The sequence below is a fragment of the Allopusillimonas soli genome (assembly GCF_004153445.1).
GTDB classification, from domain to species: domain Bacteria; phylum Pseudomonadota; class Gammaproteobacteria; order Burkholderiales; family Burkholderiaceae_B; genus Allopusillimonas; species Allopusillimonas soli.
Map to the genome: position 1 here is coordinate 396,801 of NZ_SDQC01000002.1, position 26,630 is coordinate 423,430.

Here is a 26,630-nt window from a genome sequence, read left to right on the forward strand (position 1 = left end):
CCATGCCCAGAGCGCATCATGACGCGCCTGGCTGCACCGGCTCATACCAAGGCAGGTCTGGACGATTTCCATAACGACGGACGCGCAGGTTGGCCTGTTCTCCATGTCCCACGAAGTTTTCCATATGACATAGGCGTGAACCATACTCACCGATCAGCACGGATGCATCATCTGTTGTCACGCGTTGATAGGTGCATGTCTTTAGGAATTTTCCAACCCAAAGTCCGCCTGTATAACGTGCGCTACGCTTTGTCGGCAGAGTATGATTCGTACCGATAATCTTATCGCCGTACGACACATTCGTTCTGGGCCCAAGAAATAGAGCACCATAATTAGTCATGCGCTCCAGGAATATATCGGGGTTTTCTGTGAGAACCTGGACATGCTCGAACGCCAACTCATCAGCGATCTGGATCGCTTCATCGAGCGTGTCGCATACAATGACCTTCCCGTAGTCCCTCCAGGATACGCGCGCTATCTCGGCAGTGGGTAAAATTTGAAGTTGGCGCTCAATTTCAACCAAGGTCTCTCTGGCTAGGCCTTCATCGGTCGTAAGCAAGACTGCAGGCGAGGTGGGGCCATGTTCAGCTTGGCCCAGCAGGTCAATAGCACACATTTCCGCGTCTGCGGTACTGTCCGCGATGACCAGCGTCTCGGTTGGCCCCGCAAATAAGTCTATCCCTACTCTACCGAATAGCTGCCGCTTGGCTTCAGCCACAAACATGTTCCCTGGTCCAACCAACATATCCACTGCTTTGATGGACTGCGTACCCAAAGCCATCGCGCCGATAGCTTGCACCCCTCCTAACACGAGAATTTCATCTGCTCCAGCAAAATGCATGGCCGCAACGATGGCGGGATGAGGCGCGCCTTGATACGGGGGAGCTGTTGATACGATACGCTCCACACCAGCAACCTTGGCAGTCAGCACGCTCATATGGGCCGACGCAATCATAGGGTATTTTCCGCCAGGAACGTAACATCCAACCGCGTTAACGGGAATATGTCTGTGCCCAAGGACCACACCTGGCATGGTCTCAACTTCCACATTGCGCATAGAGTCGCGCTGGACCTGCGCAAATCTGCGGACCTGCGTCTGGGCGAACTGAATATCCTCGATTTCGCGTGAGGAAAGCTGATCTATAGCCTTTTCAATATCCGATTGTGTAAGCTGAAAGTCCTTAGGCATCCAGCCATCAAATTTTTTCGAAAGGTCCCTGACAGCAGCATCGCCCCGCTTTTCAATGTCCTCCAAGATGGCTTCTACCGTAGCGCGAACCTTGGCATCGGCATCGGCGATGGCCTGATCGTCTTTACCTTCCTTGATATATCGGATACTCATTATTGCTCCCAAAAGGGAGGGATCACATACGAGGTTGCGATCCCTGGTGGTTATTACTCTACGACCACGTTGTTCTTCTTGATGACATTAGCGAAGCGAATGTTTTCAGCATCAATGAACTCGCGAAACTGCGAGGAAGACATAGGGCGCGGGGTCATGCCTTGGGCAGATAGCTTCTCTTTAAACTTGGGATCATTCAGAACTGCCACGACCTCAGAATTCAAATAGTCAACCACTGGCTTGGACAAGCCTGCTGGTGCAAGCAAGCCCAGCCAGGTCACTGCCTCAAAATTTGGAATTCCTGACTCAGCCAGAGTCGGGATTTCAGGAGCCAGAGGTGAACGCGTCGAACCCGTTATGGCCAGAGCCTGTATAGCGTCTTGCTTGCTTGCCCCGAGCGCCGTCCCCAGATTGTCGAATGCCATGTCGATCTGGCCTCCCGCCAGATCAACCAGAAATTGGCCGGTACCTTTATAAGGCACATGCAGCGCCTTTGCGCCAATCGCATCCAGAAACAACAAGGTGGTCAGATGCTGGGACGTGCCGACGCCGCTGGTGCCATATGAGTATTTTTCGGGATTGGATTTAAGATCGTTGATAAGTGCGCTGGCGCTCTTGGCTTCTATCTTGTCACTGGCCAATAGCAGCAACGGAGTCGTTACCAGCAGACTGATTGGTGTGAAGTCAGTCTTTACATTGTACGAAAGCGATTTAAGCGATGGCGTCACGGCCAATGCCGTTTGAGTGCCCAGTAATAGCGTAAGCCCGTCGGGCTGGGCCTTCGCGACATAGTCTGTGCCGATTACCCCGCTCGCGCCCGGTTTGTTTTCTACAACAACCGGTGTTTTCCACCGTTCATTCAACGCCTGTGCCAAGAGGCGGCCGAGCGCATCAGTGGCACCACCTGGCACGAAGGGCACAATAATGCTCACCGGCCCGGCGGGATAGCCTTGCGGCGCTTGTGCAATAGCGCCGGATGAAAATGCGGTACATGCAATCACAGCGGCACATGATGCAAAGCGTTTGATGATCCTCATATCCATGTCTCCTTTCTTTTCTTGGTTAGCCCAAAATTGCAAACGTTTGCAATTTTGGGCGTGTAAATTTCCTAGCTGATCAAGGTTAGATTATGTGCCTTTTATGCAAACGATTGCAATATAGGGTAAACGCTTAATATCGCAAAAACTCGTGTAGGCTCCGCTATAAGCGAGAGCTGTAAAATCATGTGGAGCCAAGCCGTTTCGCAAAGTATTTCGCCGGCGGCATGCCGACCGATTTCTTGAACATGGTAATGAACGCTGTAACGGATTCATAGCCCAGTTCATCAGCCACACGCTGAACGGATTGCCCCGAGGAAAGCTGTCGTAAGGCGACAATGAGATGAAACTGCTGGCGCCAGCGGCCGAACGTCAATCCGGTCTCTTGGCGCACAAGCCTGGCCAGAGAGCGTTCGCTCATGGCGACCACCCTCCCCCAATCTGCCAGCGTACGCCGATCCGCGGGATTGCCCGAAAGCATTTTTGAGATCCTGCGCAGGCGCGGTTCATTCGAAATAGGCAGGTGCAGCCTTTCTATGGGCATTTGCGCCAGCTCTTCGAGCAGAACGAAAGCCTTTCTGCCGGTCGCGCTCTCAGCCAGATAATCCGAAGGCGCATCAGCAATATGCAGAATCAACTCTCGGACCAAAGATGAAATCGAAAGGGTGCAGCAATGATCCGGCAGCGCTGCCGCGCCCGGCTGCACGAACAAGTAGCAGATGCGAGCATTGGCGGTGGCGCGCACGCTGTGGGGCAGGCCGCCAGGTATCCATACCGAGCATTGCGGCGGCACCATCCAAACAGCATCTGATACCTCACACGTGACGGCACCCTTCAGCGCAAGCACGAGTTGTCCTTGATAATGCTGATGCACCGGCGCCTCGCTGCTGTGATCCGTCAGATCTACCCGCATGCCAATGACTGGACCATGACTGTGTGTTTCATCCAGCCGCTTGATGAATTGTTCTAGCGACATGTTTCCTGGTTTGCATAAATGGCAGGTTTTACATATTTGTAGTCATTTTATCTAAATTATCTTCATTGCCTTAGGGGTATCTTATTGGCAGAGAAAATGACATGACCTTTGATACAGGCGTATGAATCACCAAAAAACAACTAGTGCGCTGACGCGCTCCACCTTGCTCGTCGCCGGGCTGTTCCTCATCGCGGCCAATCTGCGTGCGCCATTCACCGGCGTGGCGCCAGTGCTGGAGATGCTCCAGTCGGCATTTGAACTTTCCCCGGCTCAGGCGGGTCTGTTGACCACCCTGCCGCTGCTGGCATTCGGCGTTATTTCCCCGTTCGCAGCAATGTTTGCGCGTGAGTATGGGCTGGAACGGATGCTGTTCATTGCCATGGCCCTGGTCGCAGCAGGCGTGGCCATGCGGGCAGGCGGCGCCATGTGGACCTTGTATCTGGGTACTGCGATCATTGGCATAGGCATAGCGCTTGGCAATGTATTGCTGCCCAGCCTGGTCAAGCGTGATTTTCCTTCCAAGGTTCCCACCATCACAGCCGCTTGTGCAATCGCCATGGGCGGCGCCGGCGCGCTGGCTTCGGCCAGCGCCTTCCCTCTGGGTAGCGCATTTGGCTGGCAGGCCGCGCTAGGCGCCGTCCTGATCCTGCCGCTGGCCGCCATGGCTATGTGGATCACTCAGCTGGGCGTGCATTCCCGTCCCGCACAAGGAACAGCAAGCCCGCCGCATGGCGGGCGAGTGTGGCGCTCGGCGCTGGCGTGGCAGGTTACGCTGTTCATGGGCATCAATTCACTTCTGTACTATGTGCTAATTGGGTGGCTGCCGTCCATCTTGATCGAAGCTGGCTTCTCACCCGCTACAGCCGGCTCGCTGCATGGCGAGATGCAGTTGGCATCTGCAGTACCCGGGCTTTTTCTTGGCCCCATCGTCAACCGTATGAAAGACCAGAAACTGATCGCATCGGGCATGGGTGTATTAATGGGCATTGCGCTGTTGGGCCTGTGCTATGCGCGCGATTGGGCATCGATCTGGGTATTTTGCTTCGGATTTGGTTCGGGCGGCGGTGTTTTGCTGGCGCTGATGTTCATGGGGCTGCGCGCCGGCAACGCATATCAGGCTGCCGCGCTCTCGGGGATGGCGCAATGCGTCGGGTATTTGCTGGCGGCAGGCGGCCCTGCCCTGGCCGGTCAGTTGCATGACCTCACACACAATTGGACTATGGCTTTGATGATAGGCATCGCGCTTTCGTTGGCGATGGCGATATTTGGTCTATTGGCGGGCCGAGCCCTTACGGTGGGTAATGAGCGGGCGTAGCAGCATTGCTGCAAAGCCCGGCTTATGCAATAAATAGCGCACCAAACTCTGTATTGCACCGGACTCGAATATCACGGCTACGAATGTCTGGGCAGCACAGGTCCGTGTAAACCCGTATTCCCTCTTTCATCCCGCCATTTGATAATTTGGCTTGTATTAAGACAACTTAATACAAGCCAAATTTCGTCGCGCTACCCAAACCTCATACCCGGTACCCACAGGAGCGACTCCTGAATAGCTACGATCTCAGCCTTCTTCAGCGTGACCAGCTCGATCCCGCTGATTCACAGCCGCTTTATCAGCAATTGGCTGAACGATTGGCCGATGAAATATCGACTGGCAGAGCGGCGCCTGGCATGCAATTGCCCAGCGAAACCGAGCTCATGTCCATTTTCAGCATCAGCAGGATTACCGTTCGGCAGGCGATTGCCTTGCTGGCGCGCCAGGGCCAGGTCACAACGCGTCGTGGGAAAGGGACATTTGTCACGCGGCCCGTGCCGCAGCAAGACCTGGGCAAGCTACAAGGTTTTTTCGACGCCTTGCGCAGTCTTGGCATAGAGCCGCGTACCCAGCTTCTGGATTTTTCCGCATCGGCGGGCCGTGTCGATCGCAGCCTGCCCGAAGGGCTGGATCTGCCCGTACGCATGCGCCGCCGCTATTGCGTGGATGAGCAGCCTTTTGCGGTGGTTGAGGCTTTCCTGCCGGCCGCCGCGGCATCGCTGGGTTCGCGCCGGGCTGGAGAGTTGATGGTGTATGAGATTCTCCAGCAGTTTCTGGGGCTTCACATCGGGCATGCATCCGTCGTTATACGGTGTGCGCGCCCCGATACAGCGATAGCCAGGCACCTGGGCGTCGATGCCCGCAGCAACGTGCTGGTAATGGAAAGAACATCCTTGACCGCGGACGGAGCCACCTGCGAGTTCATGCGCATCTATATCGTGCCCGAGCGATATGCATTTCGATTGAGTGTGCCCGGGCCGCTGGAAATAGCCAGTGCGCTCAGGCCCACCAATCATTACGAAGCAGTCGAACAGCCTCACCCCATCAAATAAACAGGAGGGAAGCATGTCGTACTCGCATCATCGCAGGCAGGTGCTGTCTGCCGGCGCCGCATCTGCGCTAAGTTTGCTTTGGCCATGGTCGGCGTCCAAGGCAGCCGCTTATCCCAGCAACCCCATACGGCTGGTCGTGCCGTTTCCGCCCGGCGGCCCCACGGACATTGTCGCGCGCCCGCTTGCCCAACTGCTATCGGATATCGTCAAGCAGCAAGTCATCGTCGATAACCGCGGCGGCGCGGGCGGTTCCATTGGCGCAGACAATGTGGCCACATCTTCCGCCGACGGATATACGCTCCTCATGGCTACAGTCGGCACCAATGCCATCAACCAGAGCTTGTACAAAAAGCTGCCTTATGACGCTGTCACCAGCTTCACGCCCGTCGCCTCGGTAGCCAGCGCCCCGATTTCCGTTGTTGTCCACCCGAGTTCGGGGTTTACCTCCCTGCAAGATCTGGTCAGCAAGGCGCGCGCCAAACCTGGCACCATTCCATTCGGCTCTGCGGGCAATGGCACGCCAGGGCATTTGACGGGCGCCATGTTCTGTACGGCGGCAGGCATTGAACTCATGCATGTGCCGTATAAAGGCAGCGCCCCAGCCATCACGGATTTGCTGGGCGGACAGATACCTGTGATGTTCGACCCTGTTCAGTCGGTGTTGCCGCATGTGCAAACGGGCAAGCTGCGTGCTCTGGCGGTCAGCAGCCGGGAACGTTCGCCTGTGTGGCCGGATGTGCCGACTATCGCGGAATCGGGCTATGCGGGTTTCGAGGCCACGGCCTGGTGGGCCGTGTTTGGGCCGGCCGGCATGCCGCCGGAGGCAACGGAAGCGCTGCAGGCGGCGATAGACAAAATCCTGCACTCCGAACCCTATATCAAGCAGCTGGCCAGCATCGGCGTCAGTCCGATGAGGGTGCCGCTAGGCAGTTTCCAGAAAGAGGAAATTGCAAAATGGGGCAAGGTTGTGCAGCAGATCGGACTTGTGATGGATTGAAGCAAAATGCGATTGAATGAAGAAGAAAGAGCAATGCTCGCTGGCGAGCTTGGCATCGGTGCCAAGCTGGCGATTTCGCATCAAATATCGGTGGGAGAGTTTTTCGGCGCACAGGATTTTGTGCCGATAACCCAGGCGCACATCATGGCCGACACTGAAAGCCTGGGACAGGCAGGCGTCATGTGGCTGGAAAAACTCGCCGAAGGGGATGGAGGGCGCTGCAGGGTGCGTGTGCCGACCATCACCGATCCGCGCGGCACCGATTTCTCGAAATCCGACATCCTGGGACAGGCCGACTGGATGCTGCACCTTGAGCGGCGAGCCATTGATGCGTTCGTGAAGTTGGGCGTCAGCATGACGGACACCTGTATTAATTATCAGACAGTGTTGTCGGCCACGCGTGGCGAACATGTGGCATTTGGCGATACGGGGGTTGTTATTTATTCCAACTCCGTCAATGGCGCACTATCCAATTTCGAAGGCGGCCCTTCCGCCCTGGCAGCAGGTCTGACCGGACGCACGCCTCGCTACGGTTTCCATCTGCCTGAACAACGGCAGTCGACCCTGCGCATCCGGGTCGACTGGACGCCGCGCACCCTCAACGAGTGGGGCGCACTGGGCGGCGTGGTGGGGCGTCTTGCCGGCAACTACTGGCAAGTGCCGGTACTTGAAGGAATAGACGCTGCGCCGGGCTCCGATGCGCTCAAGCACTTCGGTGCCGCCATGGCCAGTTTTGGATCAATCGCGCTGTACCACATCGTAGGCATCACACCTGAGGCTGCCCGCCTTGAGGATGTGAATGTGCACAATCTATCTGTATCGCACCGCATCGGCAAGCAGGATCTGGACGCATTGCAAGCCAGTTACGCGCAACAGGACAAAGTGGATGTGGTGGTGTTCTCTGCACCCCAATTGAGCCTGTATGAGCTGCGCAGCATAGCGGAGCTCAGTCAGGGCCGCCGATTCAAGGTGCCGCTGCTGGCCATAACCAGCCCGCAGGTCAAGCCCGACGCCGATCGTTTTGGCTATACAGAAACCATCGAAGCGGCGGGCGGCACGGTGATGTCAGGCATGTGTTTCTATCAATCTTATGCGCGGGAAATATCAGAGGCCAAGGGCTGGAAATACCTGGCCACCAACAGCGCGAAACTGGTGAATATTCTGGGTGGTTATGGTTATGTGCCGCGCCTGGCTTCCATGGAGGCCTGTGTCGCAGCGGCGGAAGAAGGAAGACTGACATGACGCAATCGGTATGGCGAGCGCAGCACGCAATGGGCCGCAAGGTCCGGGGCAAGGCTCTGGTGGCGCACGATGGATTGTCGGCACGCTACGACCTGGATAGGCTGCGCGGTATCTTTTCCAGGCCGGCCCACAAGCTTGTGGGCCAATCATACGTGGATTGCATTCTTGTGCTGGACACCGCCAAGGGCGGCGTCGCCAGTGCGTGGATGCTGCACGAAATGCAATCGCGCAACATGGCGCCCAGGGCCATTGTTTTCAATACGGTGAACACGATATTGGTTCAGGGTGCTGCCATGGCCGACATCAGCATGATGGCGGGTTTCGATGGCGACATTACTGCACAAGTGCCGCACGGCTCCATGGTGGAAGTCGATCCCGCCTCCATGTCGCTGCGCGTTCTAGGCGACGATGAAACGGCCGACGCCGGGTCGGAGCAACAGAAAGGCCTTGAGTCCCGCTTGCGCATCAAATCAGTCTAGCACGCTGGGTCAAAGCGCCTTGATGATCAGGCCCAAGGCGACAACAGCTGCCACCACGGCAAAGCCGCGCTGCAGCTGTGGCCCTGCCACGCGGGTCGCGACACGGCGACCGACAAGCATGCCGGCAAGCGCTCCGCTGGCAAACGGCCAGGCGACCGACCAGTCTATGGTGCCAGCCATGGCGCCAGCCGTAACCGCGCTGACCGACACCAGCGCTATGACCGCCAACGATGTGGCGATAATGGACTGCATGGGCAAATCGGTAAAGCACTTCAGGACCGGCACCATGACAAAGCCGCCTCCCACGCCCAGCAGACCGGACAGCAATCCCGCCAAGGCGCCCGAAGATGACAATGCCCGCGCACAACGCCAGGTCCAGGCAAAGCGACCGGTTTGCTGATTGATCATGCACGGTGGACCGCATCCGGTGTCGCTAGCGCCAACGCTCTGGCTGCCAGCGCGGCGATAGGTGCGAAATGCCACCCAGAGCATGACACAGGCAAAAAGAAGGCTCATCCAGCGGTTGTCGGCATGGTGGGCGCCCCAGACCCCGATGGGAGCCAGGATGATGCCCGTGCCAGCCATGAGCGTGGCGGCCTTGTATCGAACTATGCCCTCTTTCAGGCCCAGCGCGGCGCCTAATGCCGCGGCCATGCCAACCGCCAGCAAGCCGATAGGCGCGGCCTGGGATACGCTTATGCCCAAACCAAATATCAGCAGAGGGACGGCGAGAATGCCGCCGCCGGCGCCGGTCAGCGCCATGATGACACCAACCAGCACACCGAGCCCCAGGCCCATCATCAGGCTTGGCCCGTCATGGCCGGCTGGCAACGCCGCCTTGCGCCGAGTGGGCCGCAACTGCATGGCTTCATGCCGGGCGACATGGCGGCCCGCCTATCCATGTGGGCAAGCCTAGCGAAATTTTTCAAGGGCGGGATTATCCTGTTTCTGTTCCGGCAGACCGGTAATCTGGGGCAATCGCGACAGGCGCGGCATGCCTGCCTGAACCTGGATATTACCCTCGCCGTCGCGCCAAACCATGCCTGGCGTGCCCATAAGGCCAAACTTTCGCATGAGATCGTTGTTTGCCCGCACACGGACCGCCAGATCCGGATGCGCCTGCTCGGCATATTCGGCATTGTTTTTCTAGGGTTTGCCAAAATTTTCTTCCAGGTTGCGGAAGGCAGCCGCCGGGTCGTCGGCGGAAAGCACCTGGAGAGCCTTGGGCATGCTGGTCGGACCCAAGGTATCGACGAAGATCCAGCGCACCTGCAGGCCCACCTTCTGGTAAGCCTGCAACGCAATCCATGTGTAATGACAATATGGACAGTTCCCGTCCACGAAAATGTATAGCGTACGAGCGGGATTGTCCGCCGTTCCTTCCTGGATATACCCAGTGTCGGCAAGTTGCGCATACAGGCTCGCCACATCCGGCTTTGGCACGTATTGCGCCTCGTATTGGGCAGTCAAGTCTTCGCCGTGCTCATCAATTAGCGTGCCGGCGAGCAAGGTCTTGTTGTCGCTCGTTGTATAGACGATGGAATAGGTGTCGTCCTGCTGAAGCACCCAACCCTTCAGTCCGGATGCGGCGGGAAAAGTGGTTACGACTTTCACGCCTTTTGCAACGGCATCCTGAATGACTGTGGGATAGGTTTCGGCCCAGGAGGGCGAGGCGCTCAGTGCGACGGCCAGCGCCAATGCCGGCAGGCCGGTGCGGCGCCAATGGCCCTGTCTGGCTGCGTGCCCGCGGTTGCGTGTCAGCATCGGATTCTCTCTCTGTGTTGCCATTACACACTTATAGCATTTGCCCGAGAAAGGCGCGGCTGCGTTCGTGTTGCGGCGCATGGAAAAACTGGGCGGCGGGCCCCTGCTCCACGATGCGGCCTTGGTCCATGAAAATCACGCGATGGGCAGCCTCGCGTGCAAAGCCCATTTCGTGGGTAACCACCAGCATGGTCATGCGCTCTTCGGCGAGCTGGCGCATCGTGCGCAGCACCTCGCCGGTAAGCTCGGGATCCAGGGCGGAGGTCGGCTCATCAAAGAGCATGATGTCCGGCTCCATCGCCAGCGCACGCGCAATGGCCACCCGCTGCTTCTGCCCGCCCGAAAGACGGGTGGGATAATTGTCACGCTTGGCCAGCAAGCCCACTTTGCCGAGCAACGCCTCGGCCTTGGGGATGATCACATCCCGCGGCACCTTTTTTACGGTGAGAGGCGCCTCGATGATGTTTTGCAGCACGGTCATGTGCGGAAATAGATTGAAAGACTGGAATACCATGCCCATCCTGCCGCAGATCCGGCGGATCTCCGGTTCGGGGGGATATTCGCTGCTTCCGTCGATGTGCTGGCGCGCCAGGGAATTGCCCGCAATATCGATACTGCCGCGGTCTATGGTTTCCAGGTGAATCAGACAGCGCAGAAAAGTGCTTTTCCCGGAACCCGATGGGCCGATGACCGCCACCACTTCCCCTTTCTCGAGCGTCAGGGACACCTGGTCGAGCACGAGGTTGTCGCCGAATGACTTGACCACGTCGCGCGCCACGATCATGGGCGGCCCGCCACTTGCAGCGGGCCCTGTGCTATTGGTCGTACTTGTCATAGCGCTTTTCCATGTACTGGAAGATCCATGTCAGAAGCAAGGTCATGATCAAATAGAACGCGGCGGCAACCAGAAAGGGCGTTGTGCTGAAATCGCGTTGGACTATGCCGCGCGCGGTGCGCAGGATGTCATTGAGCGCGAGCACATAGATGAGCGACGTATCCTTGATCAGGGTGATTGTTTCGTTGCTGAGCGGCGGCAGCACGCGCTGCACCATCTGCGGCAGGACGATGCGCCGCAGCGTTTGCAAGTAAGTCATGCCCAGCACCTTGCTGCCTTCGTATTGGCCGCGATCGACCGCCAGGATGCCAGCGCGAAATATCTCCGCAAAATAGGCAGCATAATTCAGCGCGAATGCCACGACGGCTGCGGGAAAATCCGGAAGGCGTATGCCTATCACGGGGACGAAGGGCAAGGCAAAATAAATGAACAGCATCTGGAGCATGAGCGGTGTGCCGCGCATGAGCCAAATATATCCATTGACTGCCTGGCTGAGCAGTCTGAAACGTGATATCCGGGCCAGAGCCAGCACAAGGCCTAGCGGCATGGCAAGCACCAGCGTAACGATGAACAGCGTCAGGGTAACCTGCGCGCCCTCGGCCAGCGGCCCCAGCATGGAAAGAAAATAATCCACCGCGCGGCGTGCTATTTGATAATGTCAGCGCCGAACCACTTGACGGCAATCTTGGTGGCCGTGCCGTCCTGCTTCATGCCGTCCAGAGCCTCATTCAGCTTGTCCAGTAGCGCAGTGTCATCCTTGCGCACGCCCACGCCGTAGTCCTCCGTGCCGAAATTCTCCTCCAGTACGCGATACTCGCCCTCGCGCTTGCTGGCAAGATAGCGTCCGACAACTTCATCCACCACGACAGCATTCAGGCGGCCTGTGGACAAGTCCATCAATGCCGTGACGTTGTCGCCGAAAGTCTTGAGTTCCTTCAGACTATCTGCGACATCGGGCTCTTTTTTGATGGCGTCGACCGCACTGCTGCCCTCCTGGGCCCCCACGATCTTCCCGGCCAGATCGGCTTTTGTCTGGACGGGAGAGTTCGCGGCTACGACGATGATCTGGTGATTTGCCATGTAGGGCTTCGTGAAGGCGATGTTCTTCTTGCGCTCTTCCGTGATGGTCAGGCCATTCCAGAGCACATCGACTCGTTTGCCGTTGAGTTCGGCTTCTTTGCCGCTCCAGTCTATGGGTTTGAATTCCACCTGCATGCCCAGCCGTTTGGTGGCTTCACGCGCCATATCGATGTCAAAACCCACGATATTGTTGCTTTCATCACGAAAACCCATCGGAGGGAAATTGTCGTCCAGGCCGACAACCACGGTCTGCGTTGCCGGCTCTGCGGCAGCTTGTTTATCGGATGCGTCGTCGCTTTTTCCGCATGCCGCGAGCAGGGCTACCGCGGACACCATCAATACAGCAGTCAGTTTCTTCATCTCATTGGCGCACTAAGCGCAGGTAAATACAAGGAAAGGCCTTTCAAAGGCCGAATCTATTATTATATCCGGGTACACCCTCCCTACCCCGGCGGACAACACCTGCCAGGGCATGTGCTCCTCGCGGATGCCCGCTGTACAGCCGCCCTCAGGGCACTCGGCCTGCATGGACCGAGCGCCCGCCTAGTCGGACGCCCTGCTGGCTCAGGTGCCGGCAGCCACTGTATCGTTGCATCAAGGACGGCAACATGCATACCTTTTTTCAAAACAGGCGTGATGCCGGCCATAAGCTGGCCAATGCCTTGCTCCATCATCGTGGCCGGCAAACTGCATTTATCGTTCTGGGACTGCCTCGCGGCGGCATGCCCGTCGCGGCGGAGGTGGCGCGCACACTGGGCGCGCCGCTCGACGCGCTGGTGGTGCGCAAACTGGGCATGCCCGGCCACAATGAGTACGCCATGGGTGCGTTGGCCAGTGGCGCCGTCCTCGTGCTGGACAACCGCCTGATAGCCGCCGCAGGCGTGAAGCGCGAAGCAATCGAAGCCGTGCAAGTGGCTGAACAGGACGAGTTGCTTCGGCGCGAGCAATGCTATCGTCCGGGGCGCCCGCCGCTGGACCTTTCCGGACAAGAAGCCATTCTGGTCGACGATGGGCTGGCAACCGGCGCAACGATGCAAGCGGCTGTGCTGGCGGCGCGGCAGGCGGGCGCGGCATTCATCACTGTCGCCGTGCCCGTGGGATCCGTTCAGGCCTGTGCACGCATGGAAGAGCTCGCCGACAAAGTGGTATGCCTGCACCAGCCGCCCGATTTCCAGGCTGTCAGTATCTGGTATGAATCCTTCCCGCAAACCTCGGACGAGGAAGTCGCGTCGATTCTCGCCCACGCGCAATAATCGAGCGCCGATACTGAGCCTCCAGACATATCCCGAAAGAATGGGCCTGAAGGCGGGAGGCCAGGTCTCTTCGACATCCGCTAGAATGAATGGGACGAACACGGCCCGCCGGCCGCGGATATCCAGCGCGCGACCAGCCGTGGCGACATCAAGGAATTGCAATGTGGAAATGCCTGATTATCGAGGATGACCGGGACAACGCCAATTATGTTGCGGATGGCTTTCGCGAACTGGGCCACGATGCGGTCGTCTGCTACGACGGAGTGGAGGGGTTGCGCCGCGCAACATCGGAGCCCTGGGACGTCATCATTCTTGATCGGATGCTTCCCAATCATATCGATGGGTTGTCCATCCTTACAACGCTGCGCAATCTGGGCAAGAAGGTACCGGTTCTGGTGCTCAGTGCGCTGACAACGCTTGATGAACGCGTGCGTGGACTGAAATTGGGCGGCGACGATTATCTGGCCAAACCTTTTGCGCTCATGGAATTGCTTGCGCGCGCCGAAGCGCTCATAAGGCGCTCCCGCAGCGATGAGTCCGACCGCATTCTCGAATATGCGGATCTGCGACTGGATCTGACGGTTCCGCGCGCCACACGCTATGGCAAGCCCATTGCGCTGCAACCGCGTGAGTGCCGTCTTCTGTCCTACATGATGCTGCACCCCGAGCAAACACTTACGCGCGCCATGCTGCTGGGCTCCGTCTGGGGCTATCAATTCAATCCGCAAACCAATGTCATCGACGCGGCTATCAGCCGCCTGCGTCAGAAGATCGACGGCGACCACGCGCCGCCCTATCTCATCCACACAGTGCGTGGCGCAGGCTACATGCTGGCTGCGCGCAATCAGCCCTCGGGCAACGCCCGCGGCCAGACATGAGCCTCTGGCGGCCGCTCCGCAGCTGGCGCAGGCTGTGGGGCTCGGTCGTCTTCCGGCTGACGCTGAACTACGGCCTGCTGGCAGCGGGCATCACTATTATTGTGCTGCTGGTTGTCTACACACAGGTGGCCAGCCTGCTGCAGGCGCAGTTTGCGCGTCAGATATCCAGCGCTGCGCAGCGCCTGGTCAGCTATTACGATCAAAACGGCCCGCAGGCACTCTATGCCGCTGTGACGGAATTGCTTTCCGATCAGACGGATGTGGAAACCGAGATGTACCTGCTCTTGGACGCCCAGGGCAATAAGCTGGCGGGCAATCTCGATGCCTTGTCCACAAGGCTTACCGATCTAGGCACAACCGAGGCGGCGCTGGTGCCCGTGCTACGCGCTGGCACCGAACGCCAGGGTTATCTGCGCCGTCAGGCCCTGGACAATGGTTGGACACTGATCGTCGGCCACGATGTGCGCGATCTCAGGAATATCAAGCAGGTCGTAGCGCAGGCCATGCTGTTGACTGCCGTGGTGGGCCTTTTTCTGGTGCTCGGTGGAACCTGGCTGTTTCGCCGCGCCCTGGCCCGACGCGTGGGCGCCATACGCGACACGGCCCGGCGCGTCGGAACCGGCGAGCTGGCGCGCCGCATCCCCACCCTGGACGATGCAGACGAGTTTGCGGCGCTGCGTGGCGATATCAACCAGATGCTTGATCATATCGAGGCACTTATGAATGGTGTGCGCAATGTTTCCGATTCCGTAGCCCATAACTTGCGTACGCCTCTGGCCAGAGTCTTGGCGGACCTACACAAGGTACAGGATGAGGAGCTTGATCGCACCGCCAGGCGCGCCGCCGTCGAGAAGGCCACGCAGGAAATCATGGATCTGATCGGGGTCACGGAGCGGCTGTTGCTGATTGCCGAGGCGGAATCAGGCGTGCGGCGCCAAAGTTTCCAGCCGGTAAGTCTTGACGATATCGTGGATGACGTCGTCGAACTGTTCGAACCATTGGCGGGTGAACACGGAATTGTGCTGACGCGTCAGAGCAGCCAGGATATCAATGCCGATGCCGCACAGGCCTGGGCCGATCAGGATCTGCTTGCTGGCGTGGTGGTGAATGTTGTGGAAAACGCTTTGAAGTATGCGGGTACCGGCGCGCAGGTGAGAATAGGCACAGCTGTACGCGAACGGCACGCCATCCTGACGATACAGGACGATGGGCCGGGCGTACCCCCCGAGCACCGAAGCCGCCTGGGCACGCGCTTTTATCGGCTGGACTCCGCCGCGCGGGGATTTGGACTTGGCCTGGCGTCCGTTAAAGCCATTGTGTCGCTGCACGAAGGCAGCGTGCGTTTCGAGGATGCGCAACCTGGGCTGCGTGTGGTAATCACGCTGCCGCGAGCTTGACCGAAAATCTACGGGTTAGCCCTAACATTAACTTTTCATTAATCTTTCAAATACCTTTCATCTTTCTTTCTCTAGCCTTTCATGGGTTTACAGCCTCTCCTCTGACAGAACCAAACATTGCTACTTGGTAATGTTCCTGTAATCCAGCGGCCGGTTCGCAGCGGCTCTTCTCTCCTATCATTGCAGGGCTTTTCAACGGCAACCCGCGGTATGTGCCTGCCGCAGGACAGCCATCCTGTGTCACCTTCGCCAAAGAGCAGAGAGAGACTAACTTCAAATGAAAATCCGAAATAAACAGGACTTCTGGTCCGGCGTCATGTTCGTCGCCATCGGACTGGGGTTCGCCATTATTGCCACCCGCTATTCCATGGGCACCGCCGCCCGCATGGGTCCGGGCTACTTTCCTTTCTGGCTGGGCCTGCTGCTGGCTTTGCTCGGTTTGCTCGTCGGGCTGAACAGCCTGTCCGCCAAGGCCGAAGAGGTCAATCTTGAAAAGTTCGACTGGCCTGTGATGCTCATCATTATCGGATCAGTCACATTCACCGGCGTCATTCTGAATTTCCTGGGCGTGTACATCGCGGTCTTCCTGCTCGTTGTCCTGTCCAGCTTTGCAAGCCATGTGTTCAGCTGGAAAGTGGCCATCATCAACGGCCTTTTCATGTCTGTTTTCGTCTGGCTGGCCTTCATCAAGGGCCTGGGCCTGATCTTCCCGCTGTGGCCCAGCTTTCTTGGCAGTTAATCGGAGCGCATGAACATGGAATTGCTTGATCACTTGTTGTTGGGCTTCGAAGTCGCCCTGTCGGTCCAGAACCTGGCCTATTGTCTGCTCGGCTGTCTGCTGGGCACCCTGATCGGTGTGCTGCCGGGCATCGGCCCTGTGCCCACCATCGCCATGCTGCTGCCCATCACCTATGTGCTGCCGCCGGTGGCTGGCCTGATCATGCTGGCCGGCATCTACTACGGGGCCGCCTATGGCGGTTCGACCACCGCCATCCTGGTCGCCCTGCCGGGCGAGACCTCGGCCGTGGTCACTGTGCTCGATGGCCACCAGATGGCCCGCAACGGGCGGGCCGGCGCGGCGCTGGCCATCGCAGCCCTGGGTTCCTTCTTCGCAGGCTGCGTTGCCACCATCGTCATTGCCGGCTTTGCGCCGCCGCTGGCCGAAGTGGCCTTCAAGTTCGGGCCGGCCGAATACTTCTCGCTCATGGTGCTGGGCCTGGTCGGCGCCGTCGTGCTGGCCTCGGGTTCGCTGCCCAAGGCCATCTGCATGATTCTGCTCGGCCTGCTGCTGGGCATGGTCGGCACCGACGTGAACTCGGGCGTGGCCCGCTACGACTTCGGCATCCCCGAACTGCAGGATGGCATCGACTTTGCCGCGGTGGCCATGGGCGTGTTCGGCTTTGCCGAAATCATGAGCAACCTGGAGCTCCGCGACAAGCGCGTGAACCTGACCAGCAAGGTCGGCACCCTGTATCCGAACAAGCAGGAGTTCAAGGAGGCCTGGCCGGCGGTGATGCGCGGCACGGCCATCGGCTGCTGCCTGGGCATTCTGCCAGGCGGCGGGGCCGTGCTCTCGTCCTTTGCCTCCTACACCGTGGAGAAGAAGGTCTCGAAGAATCCCGAGCGCTTCGGCAAGGGCCACCCGGCCGGTCTGGCCGGCCCCGAGTCGGCCAACAACGCCGGCTCGCAGGCGTCCTTTATTCCGCTGCTGACGCTGGGCATTCCGGGCAACGCCGTGACGGCCCTGATGATCGGGGCCATGATGATTCACAACATCCAGCCCGGCCCGCAGGTCATGAGCAGCCACCCGGACCTGTTCTGGGGCCTGATCGTGTCCATGTGGATAGGCAACCTGATGCTGGTGATCCTGAACCTGCCGCTGGTCGGTTTGTGGGTCAAGCTGCTGAACGTGCCTTACCGCATTCTGTTCCCGGCCATCCTGGTGTTCTGCACCATCGGTGTGTACACGCTGAACTACAATGTGTTCGACATCTACATGACCGCCGCCTTCGGCCTGGTGGGCTATATCTGGACCAAGCTCAAGTGCGAGGGCGCACCGCTGCTGCTCGGCCTGGTGCTTGGCCCCATGATGGAAGAGAACTTCCGGCGCGCGCTGCTGCTGGCCCGCGGAGACTTCACCACCTTTGTGACGCGTCCGCTGTCCATGTGGCTGCTGGTGGCCGCAGCCATCCTGATCGTGCTCGTTGCCCTGCCCTCCATCCGCAAGAAGCGCGAAGAGGCCTTCGTCGACGAAGAGTGAGCCATCACCACGCGCGGCCAGGCAGCTATTAGCCTATACCGGCAAACAACAACAGCCCAGGCGTTTGAAGCGATTTCAACGCCTGGGCTGTTTTTATGTGCCATAGCTCGAGCTTGATTGCACGGCAACTTCGCCGCCGCGCAGATTAAATCTGCTCAAAACGATCGTAGCGCCGCTCCGTTTCCATTGTGCTGTGTTCAACGTCCTTTACCCGCGCCGCGGGCGGGCCGCTATGCAGCCAGGAGAGCAGACGATCGACGCGGTCTGGCGTACCCTGCAGGACAACCTCCACAGAGCCGTCCTCCAGGTTGCGCACCCAGCCCTGAACACCCATCAAATGCGCTTGCCTGACCGTGGCGGCACGAAAACCCACGCCCTGCACACGCCCAGTGACGCGTGCCTGCAAAGTTTCCAGATTGTGGTCACGCGGCAACTTCTTCATGCATGGGCTCTGTTGTGAACCGGAGAGCTGGCGCGATGCAAGTTGAGTGCCGTGTTAATAATGCCGACATGGCTGAATGCCTGCGGAAAATTCCCCAACATGCGCTTGTCGTGCGGATCATACTCTTCGGCCAAAAGGCCGACATCGTTGCACAGGTCCACCAACCGCTCGAACAGCGCCCGCGCGTCATCATCCCGCCCTTGCAGTACATAGACGTCCGCAAGCCAGAAAGAACAAACCAGGAAAGCGCCCTCGCCCGGCGGCAAGCCATCGACATTGTGCTCGGTTTCGTAGCGCAGAAGCAGACCATTGCGCATCAAGCGGTGCTCGATGGCTTTCACGGTACGCACCACACGCGGATCGTCGGCGGGCAGAAACCCGGTGAGAGGAATCTGCAGCAAGCTGGAGTCCAGCGTCTTGGCACCGTAATACTGCACAAAACAACCCATTTCCTCGTCGTAGGCCTCCCGGCAGACTTCGTCGCGGATTTCATCCGCAATGCGGCGGCATTTGGCCGAAAATTCCCGACCGTTCTCCATGCCTTCGGCAACGATGGCAACGCGATCGAACGCCACCCACGCCATGACCTTGGAGTGCGTGAAATGCTGTTGCCTCGCCCGTATCTCCCATATGCCTTCGTCGGGCTGTCGCCAGGCCTTTTCAAGAAAAGGCACGATGACCTGTGCAATGGCCTCGATGCGCAGGTGCCGAGGAAGCCCGCCTTTTATTGCCTGCTCCATGGCATCCGCTACTTCGCCATAGACATCAAGTTGGGTTTGCGTGGCGGCGGCGTTGCCAATGCGGACGGGCGCTGAATTCTCGTAGCCGGAGAGCCATGGCACCTCGTATTCGGTGAGGCGGCGCTCGCCGCCCAGACCATACATGATCTGCATTTGATCGGGGCGCCCCGCAACGGAGCGGGCCAGCCATTCCCGCCAGGCCTTGGCCTCTTCGTAGTAGCCAAGATTCATGAAAGCAAGCAAGGTGATGGTTGCATCGCGTAGCCAGCAATAGCGGTAATCCCAGTTGCGTTGCCCGCCCAGTTGTTCGGGGAGCGACGTGGTGGCGGCGGCGACCATACCCCCCGTCGGAAGATAGGTAAGCGCCTTGAGCGTGATGAGCGAACGCTTCACGAGGTGAGTCCATGGACCCACCTCGGGGCAGCGGCTTGAGAACTCGCGCCAAAAGTACTCCGTTTGCGCCAGCGCCGCATCCACATCGAATGCGGGGCTGGCGGGCTCGTGCGAAGGCTGGTGGGTCAGGGTGAATGACGTGCGCTCGCCCTCGGCGATGGTGAAAGAGGCGGAAGTATGACGCACTCTGGTCTTGAGCCGCATGGGGGTGTGCAGCACAAGCATTTCGGGACCTGCCACGGCCGTAAGCGTATGTTCGTCTGTACGCTCGACCCATGGGGCGGTGCGCCCGTAGTCAAAACGCATGATCAGATCCATATCGAAGGTCACCTTCCCTTTCACACCTTCCACAATACGCGCCACGCTGGAATGCGTGAACGTGGAAGGCATGAAATCAATCAGACGGGCGACACCCTCGCTCGTGGTGAATGTGGTCTCAAGCACCATCGTGCCATCCCGATAGTTGCGTTCGACAGACAGCAGTGGCGCGGTAGGCGAGAGTGTCCAGTGCCCATTTTCCGCCTTGCCCAATAATGCGGCAAAGCAGGCGGGCCCGTCGAAGCGGGGGAAGCAGAGCCAGTCGATAGCGCCCTGTCTTGAAACCAGAGCCGCAGTACGACAATTGCCCAACAGTGCATAGTCTTCGATACGGGCAGCCATAAACCTCCAGATTGATACAACACCGCCGTTGAGCCACGTATGGCAAGCGGACACGGTTTAAATATAAAACACGAAGCAGGCCAGCGCCAACCGCAGCGCCATCGGGGCGCTGCGGCATATACAGTGAACTCATCCGCCCGGCGCCACTTCCATCATCGCCCCCTGGCTGCTGTCCGTCAGGATATAGACTCGGCCGTCGGGCGCCACACGCACATCACGGATGCGCGCCTCGCCAGTCAGAAGACGCTCCTCGCCTACGACACGATCGCCGTCCAGCGCGAGCCGGATCAAGCTCTGATCCTTGAGTGCACCGATAAACACGGAGTGCTGCCACGATGGATAACGCGGCGCATCGTAGAATGCCATGCCGGAAATTGCAGGCGACACTTTCCAGTAATATGCCGGCTCCACCATGCCGGCCTGGCTGGTGCCACGCGCTTCGGGAATGGGCAGACCGGAATAATTGATGCCGTAGGTGGCCAGTGGCCACCCATAATTGCCCCCTGCCCGCACGATGTTGATTTCGTCGCCGCCGCGCGGACCGTGTTCGTTCACCCACAGCTGGCCAGTCCAGGGATTGAGGGCGGCACCCTGCGGATTACGATGGCCGAAGGACCATACCTCGGGACGGGCGCCCGATGCTTCATGAAAGGGGTTGTCCTTAGGAATGGCACCGTCTGGGAGCAGGCGCACCACTTTGCCCTGCAACTGATCGAGCCTCTGCGCTGTGGGACGTTGGTTGTTTTCCCCTAGCGTCACAAATAGATGCCCGCGCTGATCGAATACAAGCCGGGATCCGAAATGGTGTCCAGTGGAAAGCTTGGGCATCTGCCGAAAAATAACCTCGAACTGCTCAAGCCGTCGGCCGTCGCGGGACAGAACGCCGAAACCCACCGCCGTGCCGGCCCTGCCGCCCTCGCCAGGCTCCGCATAGGAAAGATAAACACGCCGGCTTTGCGCGAAGTCGGGCGCCAACGCAATATCCAGCAAGCCGCCCTGATTTTTGGCATAAACAGTTGGCAGACCTTTGATGGGTGCGGACAAACCCGAGTCCGGACGCCACATACGCAAATTCCCCACGCGCTCGGTAATCAGGACGCCTTCATCGTCAGGCAGGAAAGCCATGGACCATGGATGATTCAAGCCCGTGGCAACAGCACGCACGGAGACCCGTGGCGTCTCGGCGGGCGCATCGCCTCGTAGCTCCTGGAGCGATTGTTGAGCCGCCGGTTGCTCGGCCAGCGCCATGCCCGCGGCACCGCACTGCAGGCTGGCAGCAAGCACGCAGGATATGTGCGCGCGCATGTCAGATGTTCCTGCCCGAACCGGAAGAACCCTCGGCAACTTGCGGATTTTGCCAACCGCCGAAGTCGGCCATGAGCGCGTCAGCCTGTTTCGGCCCCCAACTACCCTTTGCGTAGGGCAAGGCCCGCTCATGATGCCGCAATACCGGATCGACCACAGCCCACGCCGCCTCAATGGCGCCTTCACTCGTGAACAGCGCACGATCGCCCGCCAGTGCATCCGCAAGCAGGCGCGCATAGGGCGGCTCCTCCTGCGGGTCGGTGTCAAGGAGCACCAGCTCTTCCTGGTCGCCCACGAACTCTTTGCCCGGGCGTTTCACGCGTGCGGCCAGCGCCACCGCCGACCCCGGAGAGAGCCTGAAACGCAGGTAGTTTGGGGGCTCGCCTAATGTGTCATCAAACAGATGCTGCGGCGGGGCCTTGAGCCGGACAACCACTTCCGCCGCACTTTCCGCAAGGCACTTGCCCGATCGCAAGAACCATGGCACGCCCGCCCAGCGCCAGGAGTCGATGTGCAGGCGCATTGCGCAATAGGTTTCAACATCGGAGCGCGGCGCCACATGGTCCTCCTTGCGGTAGCCGCGATACTGGCCGCGCACCATGTCCTCAGGCCGCAATGGGCGCATGGCCTTGAATACCTTGGCTTTTTCAGCATGCACCGCGGCATAGCCCTGCGTCGCCGGCGGTTCCATCGCGAGCAGGGCCACGATCTGGAACAAATGGTTCTGTATGACGTCGCGCAGGCAACCTGCACTCTCGTAAAACGCGCCGCGACTGCCCACGCCAAAGCTTTCCGCCAACGTGACCTGGACGCTGGCGATCTGGTCGCGATTCCAGATGGGTTCGAGAAACGAATTGGCAAACCGGAAGTAAAGAATATTCATGATCGCTTCCTTACCCAGGAAGTGATCGATACGGAAAATGGCTTCCCGCGGGAAAACCGAGCAAGCGAGCTCATTAAGCGCGCGCGCCGAGGCCAAATCCCGTCCGAAAGGCTTCTCGACGATGACCCGTGCATTGCCGGCCAGCCCCGAGGCATCGAGGCCCTTGATGACTGTTGGAAAGAGTGACGGAGGAATAGCAAGATAATGCGTCGGGCGAGATGCTTTCCCCAGTGCCGTTTTTAAACGATGGAAGCTTTCCGGGTCGCGGTAGTCGCCGCTGACATAGGATACCGAGGCGAGCAGGTGATCGAGTGCAGCTTTATCGCGCGCGCACCCGGCATCCTTGAGGCTGGCGCGAATGCGCTTGCGCAGCTGCGCAAGCGTCATGGGGGTGCTGGCCACGCCGATAATGGGAACATCCAGCCTACCCTGGGTCGCCATGATAAAAAGTGCCGGGAAAATCTTCTTGTAGGCCAGATCGCCGGTAATGCCGAATAGAACCAGCGCATCGGCCTTGGGAAGCCGCTTGAGATTGCTCATGCTTGCGCCTCCCCGTCTTTTTCGACATGGCCGCCAAACTGGTGCCGCATGGCAGACAGGACACGGTTTGCATAATCGGCGTTGCCGCGCGACTCGAACCGGGAGAACAGCGCCGCGCTTAACACCGGCGCAGGCACGCCTTGGTCTATGGCTGCCGCCAGCGACCAGCGGCCTTCGCCGGAGTCAGATACGCGTCCCGCATAACCCGCAAGGCTGTGATCGCTCTGCAGCGCCTGGGCGGTCAGGTCTAGCAGCCAGGAACCGATCACACTGCCGCGTCGCCAAAGTTCGGTGATTTCAGGAATGTCCAGGTCGTACTGGAAGTGTTCTGGATGGCGAAGCGGCGTGGTTTCCGCGTCGATGCCGCGCTCCTGCTTGCCGATATTGGCGCGGTGCAGAATATTAAGCCCCTCGGCGTAAGCGGCCATAATGCCGTATTCGATGCCGTTGTGCACCATTTTCACAAAGTGTCCTGCGCCATGCGAGCCGCAATGCAGATAGCCGCGCGCGGCGGTGCCATGGTCCCGGCGATTGGGCGTGGCCGGCGCCGCATCGGCACCCGGAGCCAATGCTTCAAAGACCGGCTCCATGCGGGTAAAGGCCTGCGCATCGCCGCCCACCATAAGACAATATCCGCGGTCCAGGCCAAACACCCCACCACTGGTGCCGACGTCCATATAGTGCAGGCTTGCATCGCGCAGCTGCTTTGCCCGCCTGATGTCATCGTGGTAGTAGGAATTGCCGCCGTCGATGACGATATCGTCGGCATCGAGCAAGGGAATCAACTCGTCGAGCACGTTGTCCACCACGCCAGCCGGCACCATCAGCCAGACCGCGCGCGGTCGCTCCAGCACATCCACTAGCGCCTGTAGGCTATCGCATGCCGTTGCGCCCTGTTCGGCCAGCGCTTTGCCTGCCTCTGGATGGCTGTCGTAGACCACGCAATCCTGACCGGCACGCAATAGGCGCTGCACCATATTGCTGCCCATGCGTCCCAGGCCGATCATCCCTAATTGCATTCCGTTCTCCTTGTAACTGTGTCTATTCCATTTTCTTGCCCACCAGCGCGCTCAGCAAATCCACCGGAATGGGGAAGACCAGCGTCGAGCTCTTGTCGCCGGCGACTTGTGTCAATGTCTGCAGATAACGCAACTGCATGGCCGAAGGCTGGGCGGACAGTGTTTCAGCGGCTTCCATTAGCGCCTGTGCCGCCTGTTTCTCGCCTTCAGCATGTATGACCTTCGCACGGCGCTCGCGTTCCGCTTCAGCTTGTCGCGCTATGGCCCTGACCATGCTTTCATTGAGGTCGATATGCTTGATTTCCACATTGGTGACCTTGATGCCCCAGGAATCGGTTTGTGCGTCGAGAATCTGCTGCACGTCCAGGTTGAGCTTTTCCCGCTCGGAAAGCATTTCATCCAGTTCATGCTTGCCCAGCACGGCCCGGAGCGTGGTCTGCGCCAGCTGGCTGGTGGCGTCGAGATAATGTTCGACCTGAATGATGGCTTTTTCCGGCGCCATGACCCGGAAATACACCACCGCATTCACCTTCACGGACACGTTGTCGCGCGAGATCACGTCCTGGCTGGGCACATCCATGGTGATCACGCGCAGGTCCACGCGTACCATCTGCTGCAGAATGGGGATCACGAATATGATTCCCGGCCCCTTCACGCTGCTGAACCGTCCCAATGTGAATACAACGCCGCGCTGGTATTCACGCAGTATCTTGATAGCATTGATCAGGACTAGCGCAATAATGATAATTACGACCAGCAGGCCTATATTGAGTCCTAAGTCCATGATTATTCCCCCGTCAGTTAGTTGGGCCGCCGGCGGCCTCGGAATCTCTCAGGACGGACAGCGTAAGGCCGTCCGCAGCAATGACCTTGATTACGTCGCCCTGAGCCAGGGGCTCTTCGGCCCTGACGCGCCACTGTTCGCCTTCGATCTGCGCATATATCGTGCCACCTTTCACGGAAGTCACCACGCCCCGCCGGCCGGGCATGTCATCACGCCCCGTTACGACGGGACGCTTGTGCGAGCGCACAGCCAATGTACCCGTAAGGATAACGAGCAAGGCGCTTGCCACAGCCAGCCCTCCCAGGAAAGGCAGCGAAAGGTCGTAGCCCGGCATGCCGGTGTCGGTCAACATGAGGCCGCCCACAACGACAGCCGCAATGCCCCCTATTCCCAGTGCGCCGAAGCTCGGGACAAACACCTCCGCAATCATCAGGATGGCCCCCAGCGCCACCAGGCCCACGCCCGCCCAGTTCACCGGCAGCATCTGGAACGCGTAAAGACCCAGCACCAGGCAAATGAGGCCGGCGACGCCGGGCAAGGCGGCGCCAGGGCTGGCAAGCTCAAAAAACAGGCCATAAATGCCTATCATCATCAGAATGACCGCTACCTGGGGATGAGCGATCAAGCCCAGCAGCTTTGTTCGCCAGCCGGGCTCCACACGCTCGATGTGTGCGTCAGCGGTATGCAGTGCAAGCTTGGCGCCATTGGCCATTACGACCTCGCGGCCATCGATTTCGCGCAGCAGTTCGGGAATACCGCCGACAACCAGGTCGATTGCGCCTGCCTTCAGCGCTTCGGCGGACGACAGGCTGGTGGCCTGCGTCACAGCCTTCTGCGCAAACTCGGCATTGCGGCCGCGCAACTGAGCCAGGCTGCGAATATAGGCGGCTGCATCATTGGTGACTTTGCGATGCATGGTGCTGCCGCCCTGTTCTTCATCTTGATCGCCTGCTTCCGCAGTCTGCGCTGGCGGCTTTTCGGGATGTCCTTCTTCGTTGCCGCCGTGTTGCGGCTTGTCCTGCGCCCGCTTGCCTGTGGCAGGCTCATCCGCGCCTGCGCCGCCGATGCCGATGGATACAGGAGAAGCAGCGCCCACATTGCTGGCTGGCGACATGGCGGCAACATGGCTGGCATAAAGAATGAATGCGCCTGCGCTGGCTGCGCGGGCGCCTTCCGGGCCGACATAGGTGGCAACCGGTACGGGCGACGCCAGGATCGCCTGGACGATGGCACGCATGGAAGTGTCCAAACCGCCAGGCGTATCCAGTTCCAGCACAAGCAATGCCGCACTCTGCTCGCGCGCCTCGTTCAGGCCGCGCACAATGAAGTCTGAGATAGCGGGATTGATGGCGCCACGCACTTCCAGAACCCGGACCAGCGGTGTGTCCGCTGCCCTGATGGGAGCAATATGCATTGCGAGCCACCCACCCAGCAGCAGGCAGCAGGACATCAGCAGCACTCTTGCCTTGGACATGGCAGCCTCCCTCAGCAATTGTCAGTATAGACGAGTATGGCCGCCGCCCCGCAGCGGCGGCCGCGCGACGGCAATCGATGCATCAGATCGGAAAATCAGCGATAGTGCCGGTTCAACTCATCGGCCAGGATCAGGGCATGGTTATGCTCCGCATCCTTCGCTGCATAGACCAGGGTAATCGTGCGCTGCCCTGCCTTCTTGGCAGCGGCGATAAGTGCCTTCATGCGCTCTATCTGCTCTGGTGCGCGCAGCTCCGTCTGGTAGCTGTCGCGAAACTGCTCCCAGTTTTCCGCCTTATGACCAAACCATTTTCGCAATGCAGGGCTGGGGGCAAGGTCTTTCTTCCATGCATCGTAGGGCAGCTCTTCCTTGGACAAGCCGCGTGGCCACAATCGATCGACCAGTACCCGATAGCCGTCGATACGTTCAGGCGCATCGTAGGCGCGCCGTATTCGTACATGCGATGTCATGCTTGCGTGCTCC

At 59.3% G+C, this 26,630-nt stretch carries 27 protein-coding genes; 10 read left to right on the forward strand and 17 right to left on the reverse strand.

Features of this window, described 5'->3' with window-relative positions; translation table 11 throughout:
* Positions 1–16 precede the first annotated feature (16 nt).
* From hisD to ERD78_RS07680, 3 genes are all read right to left on the reverse strand, one after another.
* The gene (hisD, locus tag ERD78_RS07670; RefSeq protein ID WP_129968689.1) at positions 17–1,342 is read right to left on the reverse strand and encodes a histidinol dehydrogenase; all 1,326 of its coding nucleotides are present in this window, start codon (positions 1,340–1,342) and stop codon (positions 17–19) included.
* A 53-nt stretch (positions 1,343–1,395) separates the two neighbouring features.
* Complete coding sequence (locus tag ERD78_RS07675; RefSeq protein ID WP_245152382.1) at positions 1,396–2,379, reverse strand: Bug family tripartite tricarboxylate transporter substrate binding protein; 984 nt, start codon at positions 2,377–2,379, stop codon at positions 1,396–1,398.
* A 184-nt stretch (positions 2,380–2,563) separates the two neighbouring features.
* A complete protein-coding gene (locus tag ERD78_RS07680; RefSeq protein WP_129968691.1) occupies positions 2,564–3,355 on the reverse strand; it encodes an AraC family transcriptional regulator in 792 nt (263 codons plus the stop codon).
* A gap of 121 nt (positions 3,356–3,476) precedes the next feature.
* Here ERD78_RS07680 and ERD78_RS07685 point away from each other — a divergent pair, with 121 nt between their 5' ends.
* From ERD78_RS07685 to ERD78_RS07705, 5 genes are all read left to right on the forward strand, one after another.
* A complete protein-coding gene (locus tag ERD78_RS07685; RefSeq protein WP_129968692.1) occupies positions 3,477–4,670 on the forward strand; it encodes an MFS transporter in 1,194 nt (397 codons plus the stop codon).
* Between the two features lie 305 nt (positions 4,671–4,975).
* Positions 4,976–5,722 carry a GntR family transcriptional regulator gene (locus tag ERD78_RS07690; protein WP_257216504.1) on the forward strand — a complete coding sequence of 249 codons (747 nt, stop codon included), beginning with the start codon at positions 4,976–4,978 and terminating at the stop codon, positions 5,720–5,722.
* 13 nt (positions 5,723–5,735) lie between these two features.
* Positions 5,736–6,719 (forward strand): Bug family tripartite tricarboxylate transporter substrate binding protein, encoded by a 984-nt coding sequence (locus tag ERD78_RS07695; protein WP_129968694.1) that lies wholly within the window; start codon positions 5,736–5,738, stop codon positions 6,717–6,719.
* Positions 6,720–6,725: 6 nt separating this feature from the next.
* Complete coding sequence (locus tag ERD78_RS07700) at positions 6,726–7,961, forward strand: aconitase X (RefSeq protein WP_129968695.1); 1,236 nt, start codon at positions 6,726–6,728, stop codon at positions 7,959–7,961.
* Positions 7,958–8,440: an aconitase X swivel domain-containing protein gene (locus ERD78_RS07705; protein WP_129968696.1), complete on the forward strand. Its 483-nt coding sequence runs from the start codon at positions 7,958–7,960 to the stop codon at positions 8,438–8,440. Before ERD78_RS07700 ends, ERD78_RS07705 begins: the two co-directional genes overlap by 4 nt.
* A gap of 9 nt (positions 8,441–8,449) precedes the next feature.
* Here the strand turns inward: ERD78_RS07705 and ERD78_RS07710 are convergent, their stop codons facing one another.
* The 6 genes from ERD78_RS07710 to ERD78_RS07730 form a co-directional block, all read right to left on the reverse strand.
* Complete coding sequence (locus ERD78_RS07710) at positions 8,450–9,241, reverse strand: sulfite exporter TauE/SafE family protein (RefSeq protein ID WP_129969093.1); 792 nt, start codon at positions 9,239–9,241, stop codon at positions 8,450–8,452.
* A 111-nt stretch (positions 9,242–9,352) separates the two neighbouring features.
* The gene (locus ERD78_RS19740; protein WP_167668877.1) at positions 9,353–9,535 is read right to left on the reverse strand and encodes a hypothetical protein; all 183 of its coding nucleotides are present in this window, start codon (positions 9,533–9,535) and stop codon (positions 9,353–9,355) included.
* A gap of 51 nt (positions 9,536–9,586) precedes the next feature.
* On the reverse strand, positions 9,587–10,228 hold the full coding sequence (gene dsbG / locus ERD78_RS07715) for a thiol:disulfide interchange protein DsbG (protein WP_167668878.1): 642 nt from the start codon (positions 10,226–10,228) through the stop codon (positions 9,587–9,589).
* A gap of 7 nt (positions 10,229–10,235) precedes the next feature.
* Entirely contained in the window at positions 10,236–10,988 is a 753-nt protein-coding gene (locus ERD78_RS07720) for an amino acid ABC transporter ATP-binding protein (RefSeq protein ID WP_129969094.1), read from the reverse strand.
* Positions 10,989–11,019: 31 nt separating this feature from the next.
* Entirely contained in the window at positions 11,020–11,673 is a 654-nt protein-coding gene (locus tag ERD78_RS07725) for an amino acid ABC transporter permease (protein WP_129968698.1), read from the reverse strand.
* A gap of 11 nt (positions 11,674–11,684) precedes the next feature.
* Positions 11,685–12,479 carry an amino acid ABC transporter substrate-binding protein gene (locus ERD78_RS07730; RefSeq protein ID WP_129968699.1) on the reverse strand — a complete coding sequence of 265 codons (795 nt, stop codon included), beginning with the start codon at positions 12,477–12,479 and terminating at the stop codon, positions 11,685–11,687.
* A gap of 248 nt (positions 12,480–12,727) precedes the next feature.
* Here ERD78_RS07730 and ERD78_RS07735 point away from each other — a divergent pair, with 248 nt between their 5' ends.
* The 5 genes from ERD78_RS07735 (at position 12,728) to ERD78_RS07755 (ending at position 17,907) form a co-directional block, all read left to right on the forward strand.
* A complete protein-coding gene (locus tag ERD78_RS07735; protein ID WP_129968700.1) occupies positions 12,728–13,372 on the forward strand; it encodes a phosphoribosyltransferase in 645 nt (214 codons plus the stop codon).
* Positions 13,373–13,533: 161 nt separating this feature from the next.
* Complete coding sequence (locus ERD78_RS07740) at positions 13,534–14,250, forward strand: response regulator transcription factor (protein WP_129968701.1); 717 nt, start codon at positions 13,534–13,536, stop codon at positions 14,248–14,250.
* A complete protein-coding gene (locus ERD78_RS07745) occupies positions 14,247–15,647 on the forward strand; it encodes a HAMP domain-containing sensor histidine kinase (protein ID WP_129968702.1) in 1,401 nt (466 codons plus the stop codon). The genes ERD78_RS07740 and ERD78_RS07745 overlap by 4 nt, the downstream gene beginning before the upstream one ends.
* 277 nt (positions 15,648–15,924) lie before the next feature.
* Positions 15,925–16,386, forward strand: coding sequence for a tripartite tricarboxylate transporter TctB family protein (locus ERD78_RS07750; RefSeq protein ID WP_129968703.1), 462 nt, complete (start codon positions 15,925–15,927; stop codon positions 16,384–16,386).
* Between the two features lie 15 nt (positions 16,387–16,401).
* Positions 16,402–17,907: a tripartite tricarboxylate transporter permease gene (locus tag ERD78_RS07755; RefSeq protein WP_129968704.1), complete on the forward strand. Its 1,506-nt coding sequence runs from the start codon at positions 16,402–16,404 to the stop codon at positions 17,905–17,907.
* A 145-nt stretch (positions 17,908–18,052) separates the two neighbouring features.
* Here ERD78_RS07755 and ERD78_RS07760 read toward each other — a convergent pair whose 3' ends face one another.
* The 8 genes from ERD78_RS07760 to ERD78_RS07795 form a co-directional block, all read right to left on the reverse strand.
* The gene (locus ERD78_RS07760; RefSeq protein ID WP_129968705.1) at positions 18,053–18,349 is read right to left on the reverse strand and encodes an acylphosphatase; all 297 of its coding nucleotides are present in this window, start codon (positions 18,347–18,349) and stop codon (positions 18,053–18,055) included.
* Positions 18,346–20,142: a glycoside hydrolase family 15 protein gene (locus tag ERD78_RS07765; protein ID WP_129968706.1), complete on the reverse strand. Its 1,797-nt coding sequence runs from the start codon at positions 20,140–20,142 to the stop codon at positions 18,346–18,348. Before ERD78_RS07765 ends, ERD78_RS07760 begins: the two co-directional genes overlap by 4 nt.
* A 129-nt stretch (positions 20,143–20,271) precedes the next feature.
* Positions 20,272–21,447 carry a PQQ-dependent sugar dehydrogenase gene (locus tag ERD78_RS07770; RefSeq protein ID WP_280634110.1) on the reverse strand — a complete coding sequence of 392 codons (1,176 nt, stop codon included), beginning with the start codon at positions 21,445–21,447 and terminating at the stop codon, positions 20,272–20,274.
* Position 21,448: 1 nt separating this feature from the next.
* Positions 21,449–22,870 carry a glucose-6-phosphate dehydrogenase gene (gene zwf / locus ERD78_RS07775; protein ID WP_129968707.1) on the reverse strand — a complete coding sequence of 474 codons (1,422 nt, stop codon included), beginning with the start codon at positions 22,868–22,870 and terminating at the stop codon, positions 21,449–21,451.
* Positions 22,867–23,889 carry a phosphogluconate dehydrogenase (NAD(+)-dependent, decarboxylating) gene (gene gnd, locus ERD78_RS07780; RefSeq protein ID WP_129968708.1) on the reverse strand — a complete coding sequence of 341 codons (1,023 nt, stop codon included), beginning with the start codon at positions 23,887–23,889 and terminating at the stop codon, positions 22,867–22,869. Before gnd ends, zwf begins: the two co-directional genes overlap by 4 nt.
* A 22-nt stretch (positions 23,890–23,911) precedes the next feature.
* On the reverse strand, positions 23,912–24,673 hold the full coding sequence (locus tag ERD78_RS07785; protein WP_129968709.1) for a slipin family protein: 762 nt from the start codon (positions 24,671–24,673) through the stop codon (positions 23,912–23,914).
* 13 nt (positions 24,674–24,686) lie between these two features.
* Positions 24,687–26,147 carry an NfeD family protein gene (locus tag ERD78_RS07790; protein WP_129968710.1) on the reverse strand — a complete coding sequence of 487 codons (1,461 nt, stop codon included), beginning with the start codon at positions 26,145–26,147 and terminating at the stop codon, positions 24,687–24,689.
* 95 nt (positions 26,148–26,242) lie between these two features.
* A complete protein-coding gene (locus ERD78_RS07795; protein WP_180029194.1) occupies positions 26,243–26,617 on the reverse strand; it encodes a DUF488 domain-containing protein in 375 nt (124 codons plus the stop codon).
* Between the last annotated feature and the right edge of the window lie 13 nt (positions 26,618–26,630).

Excerpts from the sequence above, each read along its gene's own strand:
- hisD (WP_129968689.1), bottom strand. The coding sequence starts at position 1,342 with ATGAGTATCCGATATATCAAGGAAGGTAAAGACGATCAGGCCATCGCC.
- ERD78_RS07675 (WP_245152382.1), bottom strand. The coding sequence starts at position 2,379 with ATGAGGATCATCAAACGCTTTGCATCATGTGCCGCTGTGATTGCATGT.
- ERD78_RS07680 (WP_129968691.1), bottom strand. The coding sequence starts at position 3,355 with ATGTCGCTAGAACAATTCATCAAGCGGCTGGATGAAACACACAGTCAT.
- ERD78_RS07685 (WP_129968692.1), top strand. The coding sequence starts at position 3,477 with ATGAATCACCAAAAAACAACTAGTGCGCTGACGCGCTCCACCTTGCTC.
- ERD78_RS07695 (WP_129968694.1), top strand. The coding sequence starts at position 5,736 with ATGTCGTACTCGCATCATCGCAGGCAGGTGCTGTCTGCCGGCGCCGCA.
- ERD78_RS07700 (WP_129968695.1), top strand. The coding sequence starts at position 6,726 with ATGCGATTGAATGAAGAAGAAAGAGCAATGCTCGCTGGCGAGCTTGGC.
- ERD78_RS07705 (WP_129968696.1), top strand. The coding sequence starts at position 7,958 with ATGACGCAATCGGTATGGCGAGCGCAGCACGCAATGGGCCGCAAGGTC.
- ERD78_RS07710 (WP_129969093.1), bottom strand. The coding sequence starts at position 9,241 with ATGATGGGCCTGGGGCTCGGTGTGCTGGTTGGTGTCATCATGGCGCTG.
- dsbG (WP_167668878.1), bottom strand. The coding sequence starts at position 10,228 with ATGGCAACACAGAGAGAGAATCCGATGCTGACACGCAACCGCGGGCAC.
- ERD78_RS07720 (WP_129969094.1), bottom strand. The coding sequence starts at position 10,988 with ATGATCGTGGCGCGCGACGTGGTCAAGTCATTCGGCGACAACCTCGTG.
- ERD78_RS07730 (WP_129968699.1), bottom strand. The coding sequence starts at position 12,479 with ATGAAGAAACTGACTGCTGTATTGATGGTGTCCGCGGTAGCCCTGCTC.
- ERD78_RS07735 (WP_129968700.1), top strand. The coding sequence starts at position 12,728 with ATGCATACCTTTTTTCAAAACAGGCGTGATGCCGGCCATAAGCTGGCC.
- ERD78_RS07740 (WP_129968701.1), top strand. The coding sequence starts at position 13,534 with ATGTGGAAATGCCTGATTATCGAGGATGACCGGGACAACGCCAATTAT.
- ERD78_RS07745 (WP_129968702.1), top strand. The coding sequence starts at position 14,247 with ATGAGCCTCTGGCGGCCGCTCCGCAGCTGGCGCAGGCTGTGGGGCTCG.
- ERD78_RS07750 (WP_129968703.1), top strand. The coding sequence starts at position 15,925 with ATGAAAATCCGAAATAAACAGGACTTCTGGTCCGGCGTCATGTTCGTC.
- ERD78_RS07755 (WP_129968704.1), top strand. The coding sequence starts at position 16,402 with ATGGAATTGCTTGATCACTTGTTGTTGGGCTTCGAAGTCGCCCTGTCG.
- ERD78_RS07760 (WP_129968705.1), bottom strand. The coding sequence starts at position 18,349 with ATGAAGAAGTTGCCGCGTGACCACAATCTGGAAACTTTGCAGGCACGC.
- ERD78_RS07765 (WP_129968706.1), bottom strand. The coding sequence starts at position 20,142 with ATGGCTGCCCGTATCGAAGACTATGCACTGTTGGGCAATTGTCGTACT.
- ERD78_RS07770 (WP_280634110.1), bottom strand. The coding sequence starts at position 21,447 with ATGCGCGCGCACATATCCTGCGTGCTTGCTGCCAGCCTGCAGTGCGGT.
- zwf (WP_129968707.1), bottom strand. The coding sequence starts at position 22,870 with ATGAGCAATCTCAAGCGGCTTCCCAAGGCCGATGCGCTGGTTCTATTC.
- gnd (WP_129968708.1), bottom strand. The coding sequence starts at position 23,889 with ATGCAATTAGGGATGATCGGCCTGGGACGCATGGGCAGCAATATGGTG.
- ERD78_RS07785 (WP_129968709.1), bottom strand. The coding sequence starts at position 24,673 with ATGGACTTAGGACTCAATATAGGCCTGCTGGTCGTAATTATCATTATT.
- ERD78_RS07790 (WP_129968710.1), bottom strand. The coding sequence starts at position 26,147 with ATGTCCAAGGCAAGAGTGCTGCTGATGTCCTGCTGCCTGCTGCTGGGT.
- ERD78_RS07795 (WP_180029194.1), bottom strand. The coding sequence starts at position 26,617 with ATGACATCGCATGTACGAATACGGCGCGCCTACGATGCGCCTGAACGT.